General features: G+C 45.2%; 20 protein-coding genes and 1 pseudogene. 13 read left to right on the top strand and 8 right to left on the bottom strand.

Features of this window, described 5'->3' with window-relative positions:
• Positions 1-191: hypothetical protein (locus tag JGK36_RS22115; RefSeq protein WP_293198329.1), on the top strand; the 191-nt coding region annotated here is incomplete at its 5' end.
• Here the strand turns inward: JGK36_RS22115 and JGK36_RS22120 are convergent.
• The 3 genes and pseudogenes from JGK36_RS22120 to JGK36_RS22130 all read right to left on the bottom strand — a co-directional run.
• Positions 100-306: pseudogene (locus JGK36_RS22120) on the bottom strand (reverse transcriptase N-terminal domain-containing protein); the annotation flags it as partial. The gene JGK36_RS22115 and the pseudogene JGK36_RS22120 sit on opposite strands and share 92 nt — an antisense overlap.
• A 625-nt stretch (positions 307-931) precedes the next feature.
• Complete coding sequence (locus JGK36_RS22125) at positions 932-1,855, bottom strand: RNA-guided endonuclease InsQ/TnpB family protein (RefSeq protein ID WP_367120252.1); 924 nt, start codon at positions 1,853-1,855, stop codon at positions 932-934.
• Positions 1,856-1,870: 15 nt separating this feature from the next.
• Positions 1,871-2,158: a hypothetical protein gene (locus JGK36_RS22130; RefSeq protein WP_293178691.1), complete on the bottom strand. Its 288-nt coding sequence runs from the start codon at positions 2,156-2,158 to the stop codon at positions 1,871-1,873.
• A 241-nt stretch (positions 2,159-2,399) separates the two neighbouring features.
• Between JGK36_RS22130 and JGK36_RS22135 the strand changes: the two genes are divergently transcribed.
• The 3 genes from JGK36_RS22135 to JGK36_RS22145 all read left to right on the top strand — a co-directional run bounded on the left by JGK36_RS22135 (position 2,400) and on the right by JGK36_RS22145 (position 7,378).
• Positions 2,400-4,598, top strand: a complete 2,199-nt coding sequence (locus tag JGK36_RS22135) for a tetratricopeptide repeat protein (RefSeq protein WP_293198325.1) — start codon at positions 2,400-2,402, stop codon at positions 4,596-4,598.
• A gap of 228 nt (positions 4,599-4,826) precedes the next feature.
• Positions 4,827-5,042, top strand: coding sequence for a hypothetical protein (locus JGK36_RS22140; RefSeq protein ID WP_293193504.1), 216 nt, complete (start codon positions 4,827-4,829; stop codon positions 5,040-5,042).
• Between the two features lie 5 nt (positions 5,043-5,047).
• Complete coding sequence (locus tag JGK36_RS22145; RefSeq protein ID WP_293193503.1) at positions 5,048-7,378, top strand: serine/threonine-protein kinase; 2,331 nt, start codon at positions 5,048-5,050, stop codon at positions 7,376-7,378.
• Positions 7,379-7,461: 83 nt separating this feature from the next.
• Here JGK36_RS22145 and JGK36_RS22150 read toward each other — a convergent pair whose 3' ends face one another.
• Together JGK36_RS22150 and JGK36_RS22155 are read right to left on the bottom strand one after the other, a co-directional pair.
• Entirely contained in the window at positions 7,462-8,895 is a 1,434-nt protein-coding gene (locus JGK36_RS22150; RefSeq protein ID WP_293193502.1) for a YdiU family protein, read from the bottom strand.
• Positions 8,896-9,095: 200 nt separating this feature from the next.
• Positions 9,096-10,712: a Ppx/GppA phosphatase family protein gene (locus JGK36_RS22155; RefSeq protein ID WP_293178679.1), complete on the bottom strand. Its 1,617-nt coding sequence runs from the start codon at positions 10,710-10,712 to the stop codon at positions 9,096-9,098.
• A gap of 233 nt (positions 10,713-10,945) precedes the next feature.
• Here JGK36_RS22155 and JGK36_RS22160 point away from each other — a divergent pair, with 233 nt between their 5' ends.
• From JGK36_RS22160 to JGK36_RS22190, 7 genes are all read left to right on the top strand, one after another.
• A complete protein-coding gene (locus tag JGK36_RS22160) occupies positions 10,946-11,830 on the top strand; it encodes a 4-hydroxybenzoate solanesyltransferase (protein ID WP_293198322.1) in 885 nt (294 codons plus the stop codon).
• Between the two features lie 342 nt (positions 11,831-12,172).
• Positions 12,173-15,253, top strand: coding sequence for a S8 family serine peptidase (locus JGK36_RS22165; RefSeq protein WP_293201101.1), 3,081 nt, complete (start codon positions 12,173-12,175; stop codon positions 15,251-15,253).
• On the top strand, positions 15,250-16,203 hold the full coding sequence (locus JGK36_RS22170) for a M23 family metallopeptidase (protein ID WP_293193500.1): 954 nt from the start codon (positions 15,250-15,252) through the stop codon (positions 16,201-16,203). The genes JGK36_RS22165 and JGK36_RS22170 overlap by 4 nt, the downstream gene beginning before the upstream one ends.
• Before the next feature lie 243 nt (positions 16,204-16,446).
• On the top strand, positions 16,447-16,668 hold the full coding sequence (locus JGK36_RS22175) for a hypothetical protein (RefSeq protein WP_293193499.1): 222 nt from the start codon (positions 16,447-16,449) through the stop codon (positions 16,666-16,668).
• Positions 16,626-16,988 (top strand): type II toxin-antitoxin system PemK/MazF family toxin, encoded by a 363-nt coding sequence (locus tag JGK36_RS22180; RefSeq protein ID WP_293178661.1) that lies wholly within the window; start codon positions 16,626-16,628, stop codon positions 16,986-16,988. Before JGK36_RS22175 ends, JGK36_RS22180 begins: the two co-directional genes overlap by 43 nt.
• A gap of 117 nt (positions 16,989-17,105) precedes the next feature.
• A complete protein-coding gene (locus tag JGK36_RS22185; RefSeq protein ID WP_293178658.1) occupies positions 17,106-17,474 on the top strand; it encodes a GIY-YIG nuclease family protein in 369 nt (122 codons plus the stop codon).
• Entirely contained in the window at positions 17,471-17,716 is a 246-nt protein-coding gene (locus JGK36_RS22190; protein ID WP_293198317.1) for a hypothetical protein, read from the top strand. Before JGK36_RS22185 ends, JGK36_RS22190 begins: the two co-directional genes overlap by 4 nt.
• A 312-nt stretch (positions 17,717-18,028) precedes the next feature.
• Here JGK36_RS22190 and JGK36_RS33955 read toward each other — a convergent pair whose 3' ends face one another.
• The 3 genes from JGK36_RS33955 to JGK36_RS22205 form a co-directional block, all read right to left on the bottom strand.
• Positions 18,029-18,226: a type II toxin-antitoxin system RelE/ParE family toxin gene (locus JGK36_RS33955; protein WP_293313341.1), complete on the bottom strand. Its 198-nt coding sequence runs from the start codon at positions 18,224-18,226 to the stop codon at positions 18,029-18,031.
• On the bottom strand, positions 18,223-18,486 hold the full coding sequence (locus JGK36_RS22200) for a type II toxin-antitoxin system ParD family antitoxin (RefSeq protein WP_293178653.1): 264 nt from the start codon (positions 18,484-18,486) through the stop codon (positions 18,223-18,225). Before JGK36_RS22200 ends, JGK36_RS33955 begins: the two co-directional genes overlap by 4 nt.
• Before the next feature lie 131 nt (positions 18,487-18,617).
• Positions 18,618-18,899: a toxin-antitoxin system, antitoxin component, Xre family protein gene (locus tag JGK36_RS22205; protein ID WP_293193498.1), complete on the bottom strand. Its 282-nt coding sequence runs from the start codon at positions 18,897-18,899 to the stop codon at positions 18,618-18,620.
• 121 nt (positions 18,900-19,020) lie between these two features.
• On the opposite strand from JGK36_RS22205, the gene JGK36_RS22210 reads away from it, so the two are divergent.
• Both JGK36_RS22210 and JGK36_RS22215 read left to right on the top strand, forming a co-directional pair.
• Entirely contained in the window at positions 19,021-19,551 is a 531-nt protein-coding gene (locus tag JGK36_RS22210; protein WP_293193497.1) for a hypothetical protein, read from the top strand.
• Positions 19,552-19,956: 405 nt separating this feature from the next.
• On the top strand, positions 19,957-20,952 hold the full coding sequence (locus JGK36_RS22215; RefSeq protein ID WP_293178644.1) for a YgcG family protein: 996 nt from the start codon (positions 19,957-19,959) through the stop codon (positions 20,950-20,952).
• Positions 20,953-21,425: the final 473 nt, after the last annotated feature.

Below are 21,425 nucleotides of genomic sequence, written 5' to 3' on the forward strand. Positions count from 1 at the left end.
CACTCTTTTATGTGGGGACGGAGAGAGAGAGTTCTCCGGGAGAGGCGGCTCTCCAGTTATTCAGCGCAGATGCGCCTAATGTACGACTTCACGTCGCACCCCTTGATTATCCTGAGTTACCCGACGAACCGATAATGCTCTTGCTGTCCAAGAACTTATCAACAATTTCTGGAGTTTGCGTACTAGCTTGACATCACCACGATTAGACGCTTGATATATCCGTTTTTGCAACTTAAAGACGTTACGTTCTAGCTTTCGCCAGTTGATATCGCTCCATTCATACATCGGTTTTATTGCCGTGTTCATGACATTTACATTGCGAATTGTAGCTATACCATCCGTATTACCGTGAGTCCGTTAGCATATCCTTCACCATTACAGTGAGGCGTTGGCTTCTGACTCAATCTCTACCACCTGTTACCTGGATAATCCAGAGGTTTCGTCTTAGCTGACTGCTCGGAGTATTCGACCTCTCCGAGAGTAATCAGGTGGGTTACTTCGTTCCTCATAACCTTTGGTTTGTTCCATTAGGATGTCACCTTTTCACCGAGTTTTTGGGTAACGTAGGTATGTCGGGCAAAATCCTCATACCACCCTGTACTAATGCCCTTTTGGGACTACCAGCGCAAGAAGCCTTATTTCGCTGGTTCGGAGTAACGGTGATTCAGGCAGTGACTTCACTTTCGTTATCCATAGGAACTTGCTCACGGGATACCACTTTTTAGGCTAGTAGCTCTTTCCGCTTTTATCCCCGCTTCACCGATTGATGGCTAGTCTCTACAGTGGGGGATATGCTTTCACCTCTACGTCTGAGGGGCAGGATTTGACGCTTTCTAGGATACTGACGCTCACCTGCAAGGTTATTAAGTTATCATCTACAAGGGATTAAAGTGCTTTCCTCAATCCTGATGGATTACCCTGTAGAAGCCAGTCATCCCCCGATTTCTCGGTTTCGACTGAACGAATCGCACTTGGCAGCACCATTTAAGTCTGCATTCACAATTATACCATTATCTGACTGATATAAGCCACGTTTAATCCGCTTTCCAGATGCTTTCCACCCAGTTGGTTTTTGACCATATTTGGGTAGGGAGTCACCATCAAGAAAACTAGCTTTTGAAGTATATGCTTCTTCGGTTTTAAGAAATCTGATTCCGTGCAAATCGCACAGTTCTTTCAACCTATTTTTTAGCTTACCTAAAGGCATTTGAACAAATTTTTGATTGTTCAGTTTACCGAGATTACTGTTAGACTTAAAGCCTTCATTCCACCCAACTATCAGTGTGCCAATTCCGTATTTCAGACAATGGTTGACAATTAACTTTGCAGATTTATTGATGCCATCACGCATTTGGTGATTGCGTTTGCGAGTTACACGGTCTAGCCAATTATCCCAGTAACCTTCTGGTTTTCCTTCTTTTCTAGTTGCTACTTTCTTGTTCCACAATTGATTCATCGCTTTCATTGCACGAGAATCAATCAATAAAGAGTTTCCCAGCGTATCGACACAAGCTGCTAAATTGTCAGAAGTTCCTAAGTCAATTGACAATGCTTGACCAATGTCTAAATTATGTTGTTGTTTTTCAACCTCGTAGGACATTTCCAGGTAAAAATAACCATTTTTCGGGAGAATTGTAAACTCTTTCACTTGAGAAAAATCAAGATTCGATGGCATAGGCAAAAAGAATTCAGAAACTCCAAACCATCGCCTTACTGTTAAACCCAAGGAAAACCTTAACTGATTGCCAACAAGTTTTGGTCTTAAACCTCCAGAATTGGGATAAGCTACTTTAAACAACTTAGAGTTTTTCAGGTATCCCGGTGGCTTGGGGTTAAAATGTAATTGACCTTTGATATATAAATCTCTTAATTATTTAAAAGATTTGAAGGCTTCTGTTACTGACATCAATGTTTGCTGCATTGGTGTTGATGGCAATGATTTAGCAACCATTGATTTTGTAACTGATGGTTCAAAAGATAAGTCAAATTTTCCAGTCAACAATTTTCCTGTTTTGAAAAAAATCTGACGAGCTAAATAAACACCACTGTTATACAGTTTACCTGATTGTTGACAGAGATACTCTAACAAGGCTTGAACTTCTTTGGTTGGAGACAGTAATATTTGCTGAACTCCCATTGTTTTTTTGGTTTTATTCACCTCTGTTTTCCTGAATATTGGTTGACTTGTCTGCTTTCAGCTATTATACTAGATATCTCAAGGTTCATCAACAAAATTTAGAAAGAAAGAAAGAAAGAAAGAAAGAAAGAAAGAAGACGGGGACTCTCATTCCCTCGTGCCGCTTCCCTCTCAGGACTGAAGTCTCGCTCGTTTCCCGCATCCCGTATTGTTTTTATGATTGTATGCGATAATCGAACATTAACAGGGTAGAGGGCAGAGCATGATTGGTCAACTTCTCGACAGACGTTACCGCATCATTAAAGTCACAGACTCAAGTGAAGTGGGAAAAACTTATATAGCAGCAGATACTCACCGTCCCGGGTATCCGCAATGCACGGTTAGAGAAATGCGGCTCCTCGGCACCAGTTCGCAAACTCCAGAATTAGTCAAAATTATATTTCAAAGAAATGCAGAAATAATAGAAAAATTGGGTAAACACGACAAAATCCCCGAATTATTGGCGTATTTTGAGGAAAACCAAAGTTTATACTTAATAGAAGAATTTATTGCCGGTCAACCTTTAAGCCAAGAACTTATACCCGGTGAACCTTGGGCACAAGACCAAGTAATTGCTTTGCTATCATCCATATTAGAAGTTTTGGTGTTTATACACTCCAACGGTTTCATTCACCGCCGAATTCAACCAGACAGAACAATTCGACGCGAGTCAGACGGCAAATTTGTGTTGATTGACTTTAGCTTAGACAAAGAAATTAACCCGGAGCTCGTTAATTCTCATTTGTTGGCGCCAACATCCCCAAATTCTGTTAAAAAGCCTTTGGGAAAAAAACCGGAGTTAGCTGCTGAAACATTATATGTGCCGATCGAGCAATCAATGGGCAACCCCCGCTACAATAGCGACATTTACGCTCTAGGTACGATCGCCCAGCTTGCGGTAACGGGACTCTCACCGAAGGAACTAAGTGCCTTACAACACAAAGGCGAAATTTCCTGGCGCGATCGGGCGACTTGTTCGGCAGGCCTAGCAGATATTATCGATCGAATGGCACTCTCAAACTACGAGGAACGATATCAGGAAGCCACCGAAGTTTTGGCAGACCTCGAACAAATCACGGTAAAATGGGAGGCTGGGCGATCGCCAGCCACCATCATCACCGACACGATAAATCAATTTCAGCCGAGACAGCGCCCAACCAAACTGTTGCTGTTTGCAGCCATAGCCGCAGCTTCGATATTGACAGCACTGATAATTTACTTTTGGCACAGTCAAAGTCCGGCGAGAGCAAAAGAATTGTTCGCCCGCGGTGTTGCGAAGGCGCAGCAAGGTGACAAAACAGGCGCGATCGCCGATTATACTCAAGCGATCGCCCTCAATTCCAGCGATGCCGAAACTTTCTACAAGCGGGCTAACGCTCGCTACGACATGGGCGCCACCGAGCAAGCAATTGCCGATTACACCCAAGCACTTAAAGTCAATCCCAGCCACACCAAAGCCATCTACAATCGAGCTCTCGCCCGCCGCGACACCGGCGACAAGCGGGGGGCTGTGGAAGATTTTACCCAAGTATTGCGGCTCAATCCTAACAACGGTGACATATATTATCAGCGGGGTTTAGCCTATTACGATTTGGCAGACTACCGCGCGGCAATTGAAGACTACACTCAAGCAATTCGGCTCAATCCCAACGATGCTACAGCATACAGCAATCGGGGTTTAGCTCGATCGGCCAACGGCGACAAAACCGGAGCAATGGCGGATTTTACCCAAGCGATTCAAATTAGCCCCAAGGAAGCTGGGGTTTACTACAGTCGCGGTCGATCGCGCTTTAATCTAGCAGATTATCAAGGAGCGATGGAAGATTACAGTAGGGCGATCGAATTGGAACCAAACCAAGCTGATGCTTATACCAATCGGTGCAGCGCTTACTTAAATTTAGCAACCTACGACAAAGCGATTGAAGATTGCAGCCGAGCAATTCGCCTCGATCCCAAAGATGAAGCAGCTTACAACAACCGCTGCATTGCTCATCTGAATTTAAAGCAATTTCAAAAGGCCAGCGAAGATTGCAGTTTGACGATCGGACTCAACAGCAACAATCCCAAAGCATACAGCAATCGAGGATTAGCTCGATCGGCTTCGGGAGACAAGCAGGGGGCCGTCGAAGATTTCACTCAAGCAATTAAGCTCAATCCCAGCGATGCAGTAGCTTACAGCAATCGCGGTACTATTTACTCAGAACTCAAAAATTACCCTTTAGCGGTTGAGGATTTCGCTCAGTCGCTACGGCTCAACCCCAACAATGCTAGCGCTTTTTACAGCCGAGGTCTCGTCCGCCGCCAACTCAAAGATCGGGCTGGGGCGATCGAGGATTTTCAGAAAGCTGCAACACTGTTTCTAGAACAAGGAAGAGCCGATGGTTTTCAAAACGCACAAGCACAGATCAAAGATTCTAAATAAACTATTAGTCATTAGTCATTAGTCATTGGTTATTGGTTATTGGTTATTGGTTATTAGCGCGAGCGTCCCCGCTCGCGAACGTTATTAGTCAGTAGTCAGTAGTCGGTAAACAATGGGAGCATCTCATTTTTGAAAAAAGCATTTTTTATTATAGTGCGAGCGTCCCCGCTCGCGACTATTCCAGGACTCGCGAGCGGGGACGCTCGCACTATTAAATGCAAAACAGAGATGCTCCCTAAACACTCAACTGTCAACCCTTCTTTTGCGCTCTTCGGGCAAGCTGTTAACTGCCAACTATCAACTATCAACTGCCAACTATCAACTGCCAACTGCCAACTGCCAACTGCCAACTGCCAACTATCAACCGTCAACCGTCAACCGTCAACCGTCAACCGTCAACTGCCAACTGCCAACTGTCAACTGTCAACTGTCAAATGTCATTAGCAAAAATGAAAAATCAAGAACAAAAAAGGAAACAGCAAAAATCACCAATTACGAATTACCCATTACCAACTCCCCCTTCCCAGTTACCAATTCGCAATTATCAATTACCAATTACCAATTACCACTTCTCAAATTCCGATATGAACATGGTTGGTCAACTTTTAGACAGGCGTTATCGCGTAGTCCAAATCCTCAGCTCGGGAGCCTTCGGACAAACTTATTTAGCAGTCGATACTCGCCGCCCAGGTCACCCTCAATGTGTAGTCAAACAACTGCGCCCTCCCAGCAACACTTCCACAGTTCTCAAAACAGCTTACCGATTATTTAAACAAGAAGCAGAAATATTAGAAAAACTGGGAAAACACGATCAAATTCCTTTTTTACTAGCTTATTTTGAAGAAAGCAATCAATTCTACCTCGTAGAAGAATTTGTACCCGGCCACGCCCTCAATCGGGAAATTGTGGCCGGTCAACCTTGGCGCGAAGAAAGAGTGCTGGATCTGTTGGAAGAAGTGTTAAAAGTTCTTGCCTTCGTACACTCTCAGGGAGTGATTCACCGCGATGTTAATCCCTCCAACTTAATCCGCCGCAAACCAGACGGCAAATTAGTTTTAATTGACTTCGGCTCGGTTAAAGAAGTTGCCAATCACGCCAGCGAGTACGATACAGAATTTCCGCGCACCATTGCGACGGGAACTCCGGCTTATATGCCGATCGAACAATTTCAAGGCAACCCGCAATTTAGCAGCGACCTCTATGCCGTCGGGATGATGGCGATCCAAGCTATCACTGGTTTGCCCGGTACGGATTTGCCAAAATTGCAAGATCCGAGTCCTTCTCACACTGGGGAAATTGTTTGGCGAAACCGAGCTCAATGTTCTCAGGCACTGGCAAATATAATTGACAAAATGGTCTGCCACCAATTTAGCAAACGCTATCCATCGGCTGAGGAAGTTTTGGCCGCTCTCAGCAAGCTGAAACACCGCCAAGAGCCTGGAAATACGGCTCAAAATAAAAATATTTCTCCGTCGAGCTTACTGTCTTCCAATACTTTTTCTTCAGGTTTGGGAAGTCGGTTTTGGTGGCTGATATTCGCTGGCTGCGGGGCGATTGCTATGGTATTTCTGTTTAATTATTGCAGCCGCCCGAATCCGATCAAAGCCAAGGAATATTACGAAAAGGGAGTAGCAAAGTCTCGCAATCAAGATGCGGCAGCAGCTTTGCAGGCTTTTGACAAATCAATTCAATTAAATCCTAACAATGGTGAGAGTTTTTATCAGCGGGGTAATGCTAATTATGATTTAAAAAAATATCAAGAAGCAATTGCCGATTATTCTCAGACGATCGCTCTCAATCCTCAATATTTTAAGGCTTATTTTAACCGAGGGCTGGCCCGTCGCGATTTCAACGATAAGCGCGGAGCGATTGAGGATTACACTCAGGTTTTGAAGCTCCAGCCCAACGATGTTGATGCCTACTATGAAAGAGGAGTGACTTATTTAGAAATGCAAGATTACAAGACGGCTATTGGGGATTTGACTGAAGTAATTCGGTTGCAGCCGAACTTGGTTAAAGCTTATCATTCGCGGGGGTTGGCTCGGGCTGGGAGCAGCGATTTGCAGGGGGCGATTGGAGATTATACTGAGGCAATTAAGCTCGATGCTCAGAATGTGGATGCTTTGTACAGTCGGGGGAGAGCGCGCTTTCACCTAGGAGATTATCAGGGAGCATTGGCGGATTATAGTCAGGTAATTGCGATCGATCCCAAGAGTGGAGATGCTTACGCGAATCGTTGCAGCACGCAGTTGAATTTAGGAGCGCATCAAGCCGCAATTGACGATTGCACTCAGGCAATTTCGCTAAGCGAGGAAGATGGGGTTCCCTATAACAATCGCTGTATTGCTTATTTAAATTTGAAGGATTACCCGAAAGCAATTGCCGATTGCACTCAAGCGACAACACTAAATCCCAAGGATTATAATGCTTTCAGCAATCGCGGTTTAGCTCGCAGTGCCGGGGGAGATACACAGGGGGCGATCGCCGATTTTACCGCAGCAATCGGGCTCAATCCCAACGATGCTGAAGCTTACGCCAATCGGGCCAAGGTTTACCAGCAGTTAAATAATTCCAATAGTGCGATCGCCGATTACGTGCAAGCCATTCGGATCAATCCGAATTATGCTGGTGCTTACTACGGTAGAGGCATGGTTAGGCGATCGTTAGGAGACAAAGCAGGAGCAATTAGCGATTTCGAGAAAGCAGGCAAAATCTTTCTCGATCAAGGACTTACCGGCGGTTACAAAGACGCACAATTTGAGATTGACAAACTCAAATAATTCTTAGGTACGTTGTTGCGCTTCAGCGCTCTTTCTTCTATATATATATGCAAAAGAGCGCTAAAGCGCAACAACATACCTTACTAACCTTCTGGATTTTGAATTCGCTCAACCAAATCATAAAAAGGTTGCCAATTATCCTCAAGAGCGATCGGTTCCCAAACAGCCTCAATCGTCGGCCTCAACAGCGATTGTTCCGGATTGTGCTGGCGCAACCTGTCCGCCATCTTATCCATATCATCCGCCGATAAACTTTGCAAAACGTGACAATAAAACTCCCGCCAAGGTGCTAACAACTCCGTCGCTTCGGCCTCGCTAAAAATTTGATTGACATCATCTCGCCAAGTGCGATTAAACTGTCTTCGCAATTGAAAAAAGAAATCATGATAATCAACTTGAGACTCCGCCAGCATCTTAATTGTCAGCTTCAAAAGCTCATCACCATCAGCCTCAGACAAATCCTCAAATCCCAACCTATTCAGCATCAACTGTCGGTAAGTAGTATTATAATACCCACCAAACTTAGCCAAAGCAGCATCCATATCAGCTTGAGGAATCGCCGCTGCTAGCGGTTGCTGAAGCTTCTCCAAATTCCCGTGACAAATAAACGGTTGATTGCCGTAAGCATAAAGACCATAATAGTCAAAATAAGCTGCTGTAAACTTCGGATTATAAGTCGGAATAAACGCAAAAGGCCCGTAATCAAAACTTTCACCAGTAATCGACATATTATCAGTATTCAGCACCGCATGACAAAAACCTGCCGCCATCCACTGAGCGACCAATTCGGCTACACGCTTGACTAAATCCGCATAAAATAGCGCATACTTTTCTTCCGATGAAACACCAGAAGTGCTAGCTTCTAGATGCAGTTTAGGATAGTAATATTCAATGACAAAATCTAAAAGTTTTTTAATTAAGTCCGGGCGACGGATATAATTTAGCCTTTCAAAAGTGCCAAAGCGGATGTGAGAGTGGCTAAAACGCACCATCACGGACGATCGCGTCGGAGAAGGTTCATCGCCCCGCCACAAAGCATCACCCGTTTCAACCAAACTAAAACAGCGAGACGTGCGAACTCCCAATCGGTGCAAAGCTTCAGCCGCCAAAACTTCGCGAACTCCCCCCTTGAGAGTGAGTCTACCATCAGCGCTGCGCGAGTAGGGAGTGCGGCCGGAACCTTTAGTGCCGAAGTCGTAAAGTCTGCCATCAGTACCGCGAACTTGGCCGTACAAAAAGCCTCTACCGTCGCCTAAATTCGGGTTGTATTCGTTGAATTGATAGCCGTGGTAGCGGAGTGCGAGAAAGGGACGCACGCAGTGAAATTTGCCGAATGCTTGAATGAAATCTTCGTCGGTTACTTGTGCCGGATCTAAGCCCAATGTCGGCAATAATTGGTCGTTGCGGAAGCGGAGGATGTGCTGCGGAAAATCTGCCGCCGGGACTTCATCAAAGTAGTCGCCACCGAGGGATTCGAGGGCGGGTTCGTAGTTGAGGGAAAGCAAGGGATTTGACATTTGTCTATTTTATGTTGAAAATGTTGAAATTGGCAACTCATTGTAGGGTGCGTCTGTTGTAAAAATTTTAAACGATAGACAGAGAATCTTCGGCTGACGCACCCTACGGTTAGTTATTGTAGGGTGCGTCAGGACTAAATGTTTTGACGACATACAGATAATTTTTGCCTGACGCACCCTACAGTTGCTCTACCTCCTATTTAAACTGCCACCAAAGTAGGCTCTAAAGTTGCCACTAATTTCAGATTGTACTCATCCTCAAAACACGGCTTTTTATAATCTAAACTCCACAGTTCCAAAGCACAATCGTCACCGGGATTGAGCGGTTGCAGCCGCAAGTGAAACTCTCGAACTTCCGGGCGGTGTTCGCATTTGAAATCAGTAATTGCCCCAATCTGCCGCCTATCCAAAGCCACAGCCAACCGCAGAAATGGATGCAATTTACTAACGACTTCTCGGTATTTTTTCGGGAGAATGACAAAATTTTCGTGTTTCTTTTTTGGAGGATTTTTCCGGTGGTAACGAGCTATATTGGCAATTACTTCAATCTCAGTTTCAGTGTATCCCAATAATTCACCATTGCGAATTAAATAGTAAGAATGCTTGTGGTGCGCCGAATGGCTGACGTACAAACCGCTGTTATGCAGAATCGATGCCGCCCACAGCAACTCGCGTTCTTCGCTTCCCCAATTGTGCAGAATTCCTTGGGTTTGGTCGAATAAATTGAGTGCAAATTCGGCGGTTCTTTCGCTTTGTTGTAAGTTAACTTGATATTTTTGGGCCATGTGCAGAACACTGCGCTGGCGGATTGAACCTTGATAGCGCAATCGGTTTTCAATCAAACCCCGACTTAGCATCCAGTCAACAATGACGCCTTCTCTTAAAGATCGATCGCACACCGTGAGGGATTCCATACCTAATAATGCCATCGCTTCCTGCAAAATCAACGCCCCGGCGAGAATAATTTCCGCCCGCTTGTCCGACATTCCGGGAATTGCTAGCCTTTCGGAGTAGGAAAGTTTGCGGAAACGATTGACTAGCTCGCGCAAATCTTTTAAACTTAACTGATATCCAGCCAGCGGACTCGGAACTGTTCCCAACTTTTCGCGAGCGTTAATTGCAGCCAGAGTTTCGATGGTTCCCGCAGTTCCGATCAAGCGCAGATGTTCGCCTATCTTGAATTGCGATCGCAATTCGTCGATCGGTCTTTCCAGCGAAATCCGAATATAAGCTTGCAAATAGGCAAACTCCTCCCGGCTAATCGGGTCAGTTTTGACAAATTCTCCTGTTAAGCGCACAGCACCAATTTTGGTGCTGGTGAGACAGCGCGGTTCAGAACTATCTCCTAAAATTAACTCAGTAGAACCGCCACCAATATCAATAATCACCTGCGATTGATTGTTGAATTCCATACCCGAAAGAACACCGAGATAAATTCTCCGCGCTTCTTCTTGTCCGGAAATTAAGCTCACATTCAAGTCTAATTCGTCAGCAACTTGTTTGAGAAAATCCCGCCCGTTAGGCGCTTCTCGAACTGCACTGGTAGCCACAGCGATGACTTGTTCAGCATTAAAAGTTTTAGCAATATCTTGAAAACGGCGCAAAGTTGCGATCGCCCTTTCCATCACTTCAGACTTCAAACACCCTGTTTTAGCCTCACAATCACCCAACCGAACCGTATCTTTTTCTCTAGCAATAATCGCAAACGCAGGCAATTTCGGATCGATCCGCGCCACCACCATATGAAACGAGTTAGTACCCATATCAATAGCGGCAATAATGCGATTTGACTCCGCAGCAGCAAGTGAATTAACCATTGGAGTGTATCGGGGTTGACAGATATTTATGATTATTTCACGAATCCAGTGAGGCGCGATCTTAAATCAGCAAAAATCGGGAATTAGGGCATAGGGCATCGGGCATGGGGCATCGGGCATGGGGCAAAGAGGGCATCGGGACATACATCACTTTTTTGAGAACCGCTATAGTAGGTGATTTTGCCTAAAATTTGATAGAATTTAAAGCTAAAAATCTAAAATCTAGAATTGAAATGCTTATAGAGCCCGATCGCCAATCTGAATCTACACTACTTACTATCATCCGGCTGTTGAGATGGGACAAGCCAGCAGGAAGGCTAATTTTAATGATTCCAGCCCTGTGGGCCGTCTTTTTAGCAGCAGACGGAAAGCCGCCCTCCGCATTGGTAGGGGTGATAGTGTTGGGTACCTTAGCCACGAGTGCGGCGGGATGCGTCATCAACGACTTGTGGGATCGCGATATTGACCCGGAAGTAGAAAGAACGCGATCGCGCCCCCTTGCATCCCGCGCCCTAAAAGTGCAAACTGCGATCGGAGTCGCTGTAATTTCCTTTGCTTGCGCCGCCATTCTCGCTTTTTATCTCAATCCTTTAAGTTTCTGGCTGTGTGTCGCCGCCGTACCAGTAATTATCTGTTACCCGCTAGCAAAAAGATTTTTTCCCGTGCCGCAATTAGTGTTATCAATTGCCTGGGGATTTGCAGTTTTAATTAGTTGGAGTGCCGCCGTCAATAAATTAGAATTAGCAACTTGGTTGCTGTGGGGCGCGGTAGTCTTGTGGACGATGGGATTTGATACAGTTTACGCAATGAGCGACAAAGAAGATGACTTGCGTGTGGGCGTCAATTCTAGCGCTATCTTTTTCGGGGATAACGTAACTAATGCTGTGGGTTTTTTCTTTGTTGGTACTGTAGGTTTATTAGCAGCAATGGGAATTAATCTGCACTTGCACGTCGGTTTTTGGATAGCAATTTGTGCGGCGGCAATTTTGTGGTTTTTGCAGTACAGTCAACTGCGAAAAGCCGATATTCCCAAGCCTGTTTACGGTGAAATCTTTCGCCAAAATGTTTGGGTTGGGTTTGTCATATTGGCGGGAATGATTGTTGGGGAGATTTTTTAGCCTGCGGTTGGAAACCGCGCCTACACAAACAAAACCCACCTACGTGGGTTAAATAAGTCCACTAAGCCTCTCCAATAATGATTGTGGAACAGGCATCTTGCCTGTTCAAGACTGGCTTTTCTGACGATCGTACCTTCTATGTAAAGTTATATTACAAAAACAGAAACTTCGCATAAAAACTCCGACGCACTCCAGATAGATAAGTAGCGGCGGAAGTTCAGCGAGTTTGACCCACCCTCTGTGTAAAGTTATATTACAAAAACAGAAACTTCGCATAAAAACTCCGACGCACCTCTGATAGATAAATGTCAGCCCAAATTATTGGATTAATCAAGGTGCACCATGTCTAATATATCGATCGGCAATTTAAGCGACAACTATATCTCGATCGACTTCGCAGGTAAAACTGACCCCACAGACACCTATCGTTTTAATCGGCTGAATCCGGGTAGCTTTCGAGTTACGGCGGTCGGATTTAGTTCCATTGTTGGGATGCAGCTTCTCGACACTCAGGGAAAAGTCGTCAAAGATATCGAAACCAACGGCACAAATTCGGGCACTTTTAGCATCGATAATTTGGGCGCAACAAATTATGCACTAAAAATCTCTGCACCTTCGCGCGATACAAATTATCAAGTTACTTTAACCCCAGACGGAAAAGTCGATCCGCTGACAGGCTTAGGCGTTACCTCCGGTTTCTTCACTCCCGATTCAACTGGTCAAGTTGGTTTTGACTGGCTACATGACGGCGGCAATTATAAAGGTGAAGTTGCCATTTTTAGCGTACAAGGTATGGAGAACTTCGATCCTAATTCTGAGGAATTTATCAAAGAATCAGCAAGACGAGCTCTGACAAATTCTACCTTTGGTCACGTCGTAATTTCTGACTCCATAGAAGGTGCAAATCCGCTATTTAACGGCGGTTTAGGAGAGGAAAACTATAACGAGGGACAGTACAGTGGCGCGAAAAAATTTGGGATGAAACCGGGAGATGCTTTTGCGGTGATGTTAGTACCAAATGGTACTGTGCGAGATATCTTTAACAATCCGGGTGCGGACGGTGACAAACGTCCGTTATTATCTTTATCTAGCCTGAATCCAGATGATGCTTTTTTGTTTGGTCAAATAGCAGATGTGACTGGCACCGGCAAGGCATTTGCGATGGAAGATCAGCGAGTCGATCGGGGTTCTGATAAAGATTACAACGATTTAGTTTTCAAGTTGACTGGTGCGACTGGTAAGGCTGTGTCGATCGACAAAGTGATCGATAAGAGCAAAGATTGGACTAAACTCGATGGCGGCAAGAAATTGATCGAGTATGTCACTCCAACACCGCCTGTAGCGACAACGCCACCAGTTGTTGTACCGCCGACAACTCCGCCAGTTGTTGTACCGCCGACAACTCCGCCTGTAGCGACAACGCCACCAGTTGTTGTACCGCCGACAACACCTCCAGTTGTTGTACCGCCGACAATGCCGCCAGTTGCGACAACACCGCCTGCTGTTGTACCGCCAGTTGCGACAACACCGCCTGCTGTTGTACCGCCGACAACGCCACCAGTTGAGACAACACCGCCTGCTGTTGTACCGCCGACAACACCGCCAGTTGCGACAACACCGCCAGTTGCGACAACACCGCCTGCTGTTGTACCGCCGACAACGCCACCAGTTGTGACAACGCCACCAGTTGCGACAACACCGCCTGCTGTTGTACCGCCGACAACACCGCCAGTTGCGACAACACCGCCTGCTGTTGTACCGCCAGTTGCGACAACGCCACCTGCTGTTGTACCGCCAGTTGAGACAACACCGCCAGTTGCGACAACACCGCCTGCTGTTGTACCGCCAGTTGCGATCGCACCGCCTGTAAGAGTAAAACCTCCGATCGCCCCCCCAACTCCTTCACAACCACCTAAGATCGACCCAAAACTGCCTGTAATTGAACAACCGATCGACACTGAAGCGCCTATCCCTATCAGTGTGGCGCCAACGGTCGATCGCACTTTTGTAGGCATCATCGATACTGGGTTTGCTGCGAAGAATCCCGATTTGGATTATTCTAAAGTGACCTTGGGGCGCGATCGCATCGACAAAGACAGCAACCCGTTGTTAAATGCTGGAGAAGGGAACGAACACGGCACGTTTAGCTGGGGTTTAGTAAGTGCAATTCAAGGGAATGATATCGGGATTGATGGCTACAACGATGGGGCGAATGTTTACCTAAGTCGGGCAATTGGTTCGGGGGAATGGGATTTAGCTTTAACTGATTTTGTAAGTGAAGCGAAGGGACAAAAGAAGAAGAATGCGATCGCACTTCTTCCCCTGGATTTAACTCAAAAGAATGCTGACGGTAGCATTACTACTCGTTACGAGTTTACAGCGCGGGAGCGTGCGGCTTTGGAAAATGCGCGTCAAAATGGGGTGCTGTTGGTTGTAGCGGCTGGTAATGACGGCGGTGTGATGTCGGTTTTGGGTCAATCTTCTCAGGAGTTTGACAATATTATCACGGTTGGTTCGTCGGATGGTTTTGGGCGATCGGATTATTCGAGTTACGGCTACGGTTTGGATATTTTAGTGCCCGGTGGAACAATTGAAAATCCGACTTTATCGACTGTTGGCGATGATGTCGGTCAAATGTCGGGAACTTCGGCATCCGCAGCTAAGGCGGCGGGAATGTTGTCTAAGGTTTGGGATAGCAATCCTGCTTTGAGTGTGACTCAGGTTATCGATGTTTTGACTGGAAGTGCGATCGATTTGAAGGAGCCCGGATGGGATGAGGAAACGGGTTTTGGGGTGGTGAATTTGAATAAGGCTGTGCAAGTGGCGAAGGAAACAAAGCCGCAAAGTTACACGCCTAGTCCTTTCTTGAGTCCGACAACTTGGGGTTTAGAAGGAAAAGTTACCCCTTGGGAAAGGGCGACTTATGACATAAAAACAGGAAGTTTTACATCGATTATTTGGTCAACTACTGGTGTGAATCTACGCAATAGCCCTAGTTTTAACGATCGTAGCAATGTGAGTATTGGATCTAAAGGTCAGACTTTCACTTTCGATGCTTGGACTTACGGGGAAATAGTCCCGGATCTCACCACACAAAAGCCAGATGCTTTGTGGTTTCGGATAAATCAAAACGGCAAATCTTACTGGGTACCGAGTGCATACACGAAGGGCTACCCGCCTGGAAACCCCCCATTACTGCCTCCAGCTAATTCCAATCCAATCAATCCAAGCCCAATCAATCCAAGCCCAATCAATCCAAGCCCAATCAATCCAAGCCCAATCAATCCAAGCCCAATCAATCCAAGCCCAATCAATTTTTTCTCAACGGGCACACGATTGGTGGCAATTTTTATCCAGTTTTCCAGAATTCTAAAGGAACACTGGGCAATCCGACTTCTGATGTCATCAACTATAATGGCGTGAGCTATCAGACATTTGACAAAGGGTCAATTGTTAGCAGTAAAAATGGAACTTTCCCGCTTTATGGTGCCATACGTCAGGAATTCTTGAAAACAGGTGGATTGGATGGCTGGTTGGGCGCTCCGAAGAGTGCAGAAAAGGGCCAAGGGGATGGAACGCTAATCCAATACTTTGAGAAGGGTTACATTTCCTGGAATGGCGTTAAGGCGATCGCATACAGAGAAGGAGATGGTAAGCCATCTGTATCTGTGCCATCTATATCTGTTCCTAATCAGCCAATCTTAGGTGACGATCGTTGGTGGGATTTGCAGACAGGTGATTCTTTTCTCTATTCTAATCAAGAAGATCCGAAGAATAACTCTAAGTTATACTCGGAACTTCAGACGATTGAACGCAGTCAAAAAGTACGTCAAATGTATGTTGATCTTTCCAAGGCAATTTTCAAAGGTAGCTTGCTCGAATCCGACGCTGGTTATGCTTATGACAAAGGCTACATCGAGAAAGCAAAAATAGGCAATAAAGTTGGTTGGATTCACTCTGGGATTGATATGTCAGCTTCGACCACAAATGTGATTCACTCGCCAGTTGATGGCATAGTTGTTCAAGACATCTCTGACTATGGACCTGGTAGCGGAAGGGCTATTTGTGTTCAGGAAAAGGTAGACGGAAAACGTGTCAATCGTTTTTGGTGGTACTTACATCTAGCATCGGGTAAAAGTAAAATTGATCAACCAGTGACTGCTAAGGAAACAGTTATTGGTAGTCCTGGGATTATAGGAGGGATGGCTCCTCACCTTCATTTAACTGTTGCAACGACATCAGATAAAAATGCAGCTCTAAATGTCCTCTCACCTGGTGTAACCCAAGCAAAAGCTGCAATTAATGAACTAACAGCAAGAACAATGAGTCCTTTACAAGCTTTTTGGGAAGCACAAAATAAAGTTCTTAGATAGTCGGATGATCCCTCGCCCTTTCTCTCCCATATTCTGAAGGCAGATCGCCCATAACTCACCAAACGATCGATCGCCCTTCTTACATCCGCGTTAATCTGCGTCCATCTGCGGTCAAAAAAGATCGATCGCCCTTTCTAACAATTCAGAAGGGCGATCGCCCTTATTTTGCATTCAACTCACAAATAATTGTCAGTTCAGCCAATTATTGCTAAAATGATCCCAAAATACTATTCTGATTAGCCAATGAGCAACATCTCTATCAGCTTGCCAGATGACTTACTCACATACGTCAATCAAAAAGCGCCAAACCCCAGTGCTTTGATCGAATCTCTCTTAAAACAATGGCGAAAACAACAAGAAAACCAAGCTTTAGCAGAAGCTTGTAAGCTAATTGACGAATTAGATTTAGGATGGGATGAGGAATGGCAAGCTCAAGCGATTACCGACTGGGAAGTATCTGGATAGCTAGATTCGATCCGTCAGTAGGAACAGAAATACGCAAAACGCGACCGGCATTAGTGATTTCTGGTACGTTGTTTAACGAGCGACGCAGCAAAGTGACTGTTTTGCCGTTTACCTCCGCTCGTGCTCACGATCCTCGGATTTCTGCTGCTGTAATATTAGTACCCGCATCCCCACAAAATGGTTTAGATGCAGACAGTTTGCTAGTCTGTGTCGATCTCATGACTTTCGACAAAACGAGATTAGTACAGCAAGTCGGCCAATTGGAATCCGAGCTATTTTCCCAAGCTCAAGAGATTTTGCAGCGCTATTTGGAATTATAGCGATCGCCCGACGCTAACTCTCACCAAAAATAAAAGCGAGATCCATTTTGGAACTATCCAAAATGGATCTCGCTTCTGCTTGTAGGATGGAATAACCGCTTCCATCTCCCAATTTCCATGACCACCCCCATCCAGCAAGAAGCCCGCCAAATTCTCGACACTCTCGCCTTTACCCCCTTCGATCGATGCCATCCCCTCAGCCGCGACTTCGACACCATTCCTGCTAAAGTTGGTTTGTACGCCTTTCGACATCGCACCGAAGGATTGCTCTACATCGGCAAAGCCAAGAACCTCCGCGATCGACTCCGAGGCGGTCACAAAGCCTTTCTCTGGGGCTGGCTCGATCGCTACGATCCAGATGATGTAAGGATCGCCTTTGTTACCCTCAACCAATGGCAAAAACCAGGGTTATTATATGAATTAGAAACCCTCATCCTGCAAGCTACAAATCCTCCCTACAACGTTAAAATCCCCAGAGAACAATGAATCATACCCTCAACATCCAACACTTGCCACCATCCGCTATTCATTCGCTGATGACCCATTTGCCGGACTATGTGAAAGTCGCCCTGATGGAAAAAGCTACGCAGCTAGAATGCTCTCTGGAAGCTGCGATCGAAATGGCGATCGCTAGTTTTCTAGACTCAGAAGCTTTCAGCTTTGAAGATTGCCTATTATCGCAACGTCTTCAGGAATCAGAACTGGTAGAATCTTCGCAAAGGAAATAGGGAACGATCGCCATTTCTCAGGATAATTCAGAAAGGCGATCGACCATAATTCATCAAACGAGCGATCGACCTTCTGACATCCGCGTTAATCTGCGTCCATCTGTGGTCAAAAAAGAGCGATCGCCCTTTCTAACAATCCAGAAGGGCTATCGCTCTTCAACTTCCCATCTCAAGACTAAAGATTTATTCATTCTCATCAACATTATCAAAAATATCTTCGATGTCCCGTGCTCCGTGAATCACGCGCAAAATTTCTACCTCTGAGTCTATGAGACGGTAGAAAATCAGATATCTCCTAAAACCTTTAATAGCTTATTGTCGCACATCGATTAAATTCGGATGAGAAAATTGACAGCGTTTTCCCATTTTCGGCGTTTGGGCCAATTGTTTAAAGGTTTCTCCCGCCGCGACAAGAAAGCGATCGGAAGCATCCATATTATCTTCCGCAATGTAAGTTGCCAATTCAATTAAATCGCGGATAACTTGCGGACGTTTTTGGATCGAGGTCATTTTTCTCCCTGCAACCCCTGATTCTGGGAAATACGCGATCGCACAGCTTGACGAATCTCCATCCAATTTTCCTCCGTCATAGCGGTAGGATTTCCCGATTCCAAACCCTCTAATAACATCGCTTCCAAACGTTCTGAAGCTTTACGTTTTTGGTCTTGGCGAATTAACTCACGGAAATACTCGCTAGCTGTACTATAACCACCTTGGGCTACCTGTGCTTCTATATAAGTTCGCATTGAGTCAGGTAGAGAAATATTCATGCTTGTCACGGGTATTACTTACCTCATTTAACTCGTTATTTTTAATATGGCAGATTTTGCCATTTTTTGTCAAGTCTCATAACCACTAATTTTTTAATAATAAAATGGGAAAGGGCGATCGCTTCGTAATATCAATACTCCGTCAATTCTTGCAAGTCTGTATCTTCCTTATAGATTTCTGCATAGAGAGCCGCAGATTCTTCCAATTGCTCCGCATACTCCGCATCCTCTGGGTTATCCCAAATTTTAGCAAAAGCTGCTTCTGAGAGTTTGGTCACAGTATCAACTAGAACACCAGCTTCACTTCGCGTTAATAGGAAGTCGATAAAATCTTTTAATACCGTAATTTTATCTGGCGGTAAACTACGGATTTTTTTCATCAGCTCTGCTTCTGGGTTTTGGGTGATACTCATTTGAGCTACCACTTATTTATTGATAAGATAGCATATACTTGATATTCCGTCAATATTGCGATGTTGCAGAAACGATCGCCCAAACTGGTAAAATCCTAGCAAATCCCAGATGAAATCCCAGATGAGACTAAGCAAATTCAACTTTTGTGCGATCGCAATTTTCCTAACTTTGGGCATTTTCGGCAGTACCAAAGCAGACGGAGGAATTGCACAGTTCAGTTTCAGCAACAAATCCACTCAAACTTTAGCACAAACCCTCCCTCCTCCTCCCCCTCCAGCTCCTGCCAAATTGCCAGTCACCGAACAAGAAGGCCCGCCGATTACTAGCGAATCAGTGCCAGATCAAATAGCTTTAGCAACCCATTTGCAGACTATCAAAGCTAGAATGTTCGGTGCTTACTGGTGTCCTCACTGTCACACGCAACAAGAACTTTTCGGCCAACCAGCATTTACCGCGATTACTTACATTGAGTGCGATCCCAGAGGTAAAGATGCTCAACCAGATTTGTGCAAAGCAGCTAATATTAAAGCTTATCCCACTTGGGAAATTCGCGGTAAATATTACACTGGTAGGCTATCTTTGGAAAAAATTGCTATCTTATCGGGTTATAAAGGCAGCAGGAATTTTCAGCCACAACTTCCCTCTCCTTAAATATATCTAAATTAGGAATGAGAATTAAATAACTTACAATTTTAATTATTCTGGGATGGGCGTCCCGCCGGTCCAGAAAAGACGGGCGGGACGCCCATCCGACAAATATGTGTAAGTTATTAAATTTTCGTTCCTTAGTTGACGACACTCGCCCACTAAAAAACCGGGTTTTTGAACCGAGATTGACGGTTTTAGGCAAAAATTTTGGTTAAAAACCCGGTTTCTTGCCACCTGCGCGTCTAGCAGTATAAATGTAAGGCGCACAAGCACCTGAATTTATGACTTTTATGAATCGAGCTTATGAATAATATGAATTGACGTAAAAGCGAGATAATTATTTAATGGTACTTAGGCGGACATATCTATTTTAATTCCAAATTAGCACTTATTCACGAGACTGAAACGATGCACTTACAATCTAGGAAAAAACTAATAACTTTCAGCAGTTTGCTGTGCTTGTCAGCAATTGTATTTCCGGTAGCCAGCCAAGCTATAACTGTACAAGAAGTACCGAATCCACGCCAAAATCACACTTGGGTAACAGATAAAGCAAATATTCTCAGCGACAGCACGGAAATTCAGCTAAATCAGGTGATTGCGGAGTTGGAGGCGAAAAATGGCTCAGAAATTGCAGTGGTGACAGTGCCTGATACTAAGCCATCCGCGACACCCAAAGCATTTGCTACAGAATTATTTAACTCTTGGGGAATTGGCAAGAAAGGTAAAAATAACGGAGTTTTATTGTTGATTTCGTCGGGGGAACGCCGCGTTCAGATTGAAACTGGTACCGGGATTCAAGGCATTTTGCCGGATGCGAAAACTGTGAGTATTATTCAAACGGAAATTACGCCCAAATTTAAACAGCAAGACTTTGACGGGGGGACATTGGCGGGGACAAAGGCGTTAGTTAATGTTTTGCAAACTCCGATCGCAAATGTGCGATCGCAAAACGCGCTACCTTTGGCTCCCATAGTACCAGGACAAGGCGTACAACCGTCTGCAAATACTCAATCTCAAAATACGCTGCCTTTGGCTCCCATAGTACCAGGACAAGGGGTAACACCGTCGCCAATACCTGCTCAATCGCCAGTTGTTACGGATGATAACTCATCAGGTGGCGTGTTCATATTTTTCTTAATCCTTGCCTTGCCTGTGTTATTGATAGGATGGATAATTCGGTCTATTATGTCCAGTTCCCGCTCTTCTTCTAATAGTCGCAGGCGTCATTACGGTAATAGAACCAGCGGTAATAGCACCAACGGTTACGGTAGCAGTAGTAACGATTACAGTAGCAGTAGCAGTAGCAGTAGTAGCGATTACAGTAGTAGCAGCAGTAGCGACTCGGGCGGTAGCTTTGGTGGTGGTGACTCTGGGGGTGGTGGCGGTGGTGGGGATTACTGATAGTTGTAAGGTGCTCTTCGGCGCACCCTATTTGAGCTTGATTTATACATTTTCCCTAGAATGACCACAATCATATTGGTTTGTAGTGAGGACTTTAGTCCTCGGATGGATGCGGACTGAAGGCCTCACTACAAACCCTATTCGCTCGTGAATGATAGCCTTTCTCAGAAAGGTTCGCGGACGTAGTTGGGCTTGGGCCCTCTTAGGAATGAAAATTAAATAACTTACAGTTTTTATTGTTCTTGTGGGATGGGCGTCCCGCCCGTCCTTTCTAGACGGGCGGGACGCCCATCCCACAAATATGTGTAAATTATTTAATTCGCGATCCTTAGTTTAAGGGTGATAGAAGCTGTCAGTCATACCTCATCTCTTTGAGAAAGGCTATATATCATTTTCCCTAGAATGAACACCATCATATTGGTTTGTAGTGAGGACTTTAGTCCTCGGATGGATGCGGACTAAAGTCCTCACTA

The sequence above is a fragment of the Microcoleus sp. PH2017_35_SFW_U_B genome (assembly GCF_020737865.1).
GTDB lineage: Bacteria > Cyanobacteriota > Cyanobacteriia > Cyanobacteriales > Microcoleaceae > Microcoleus.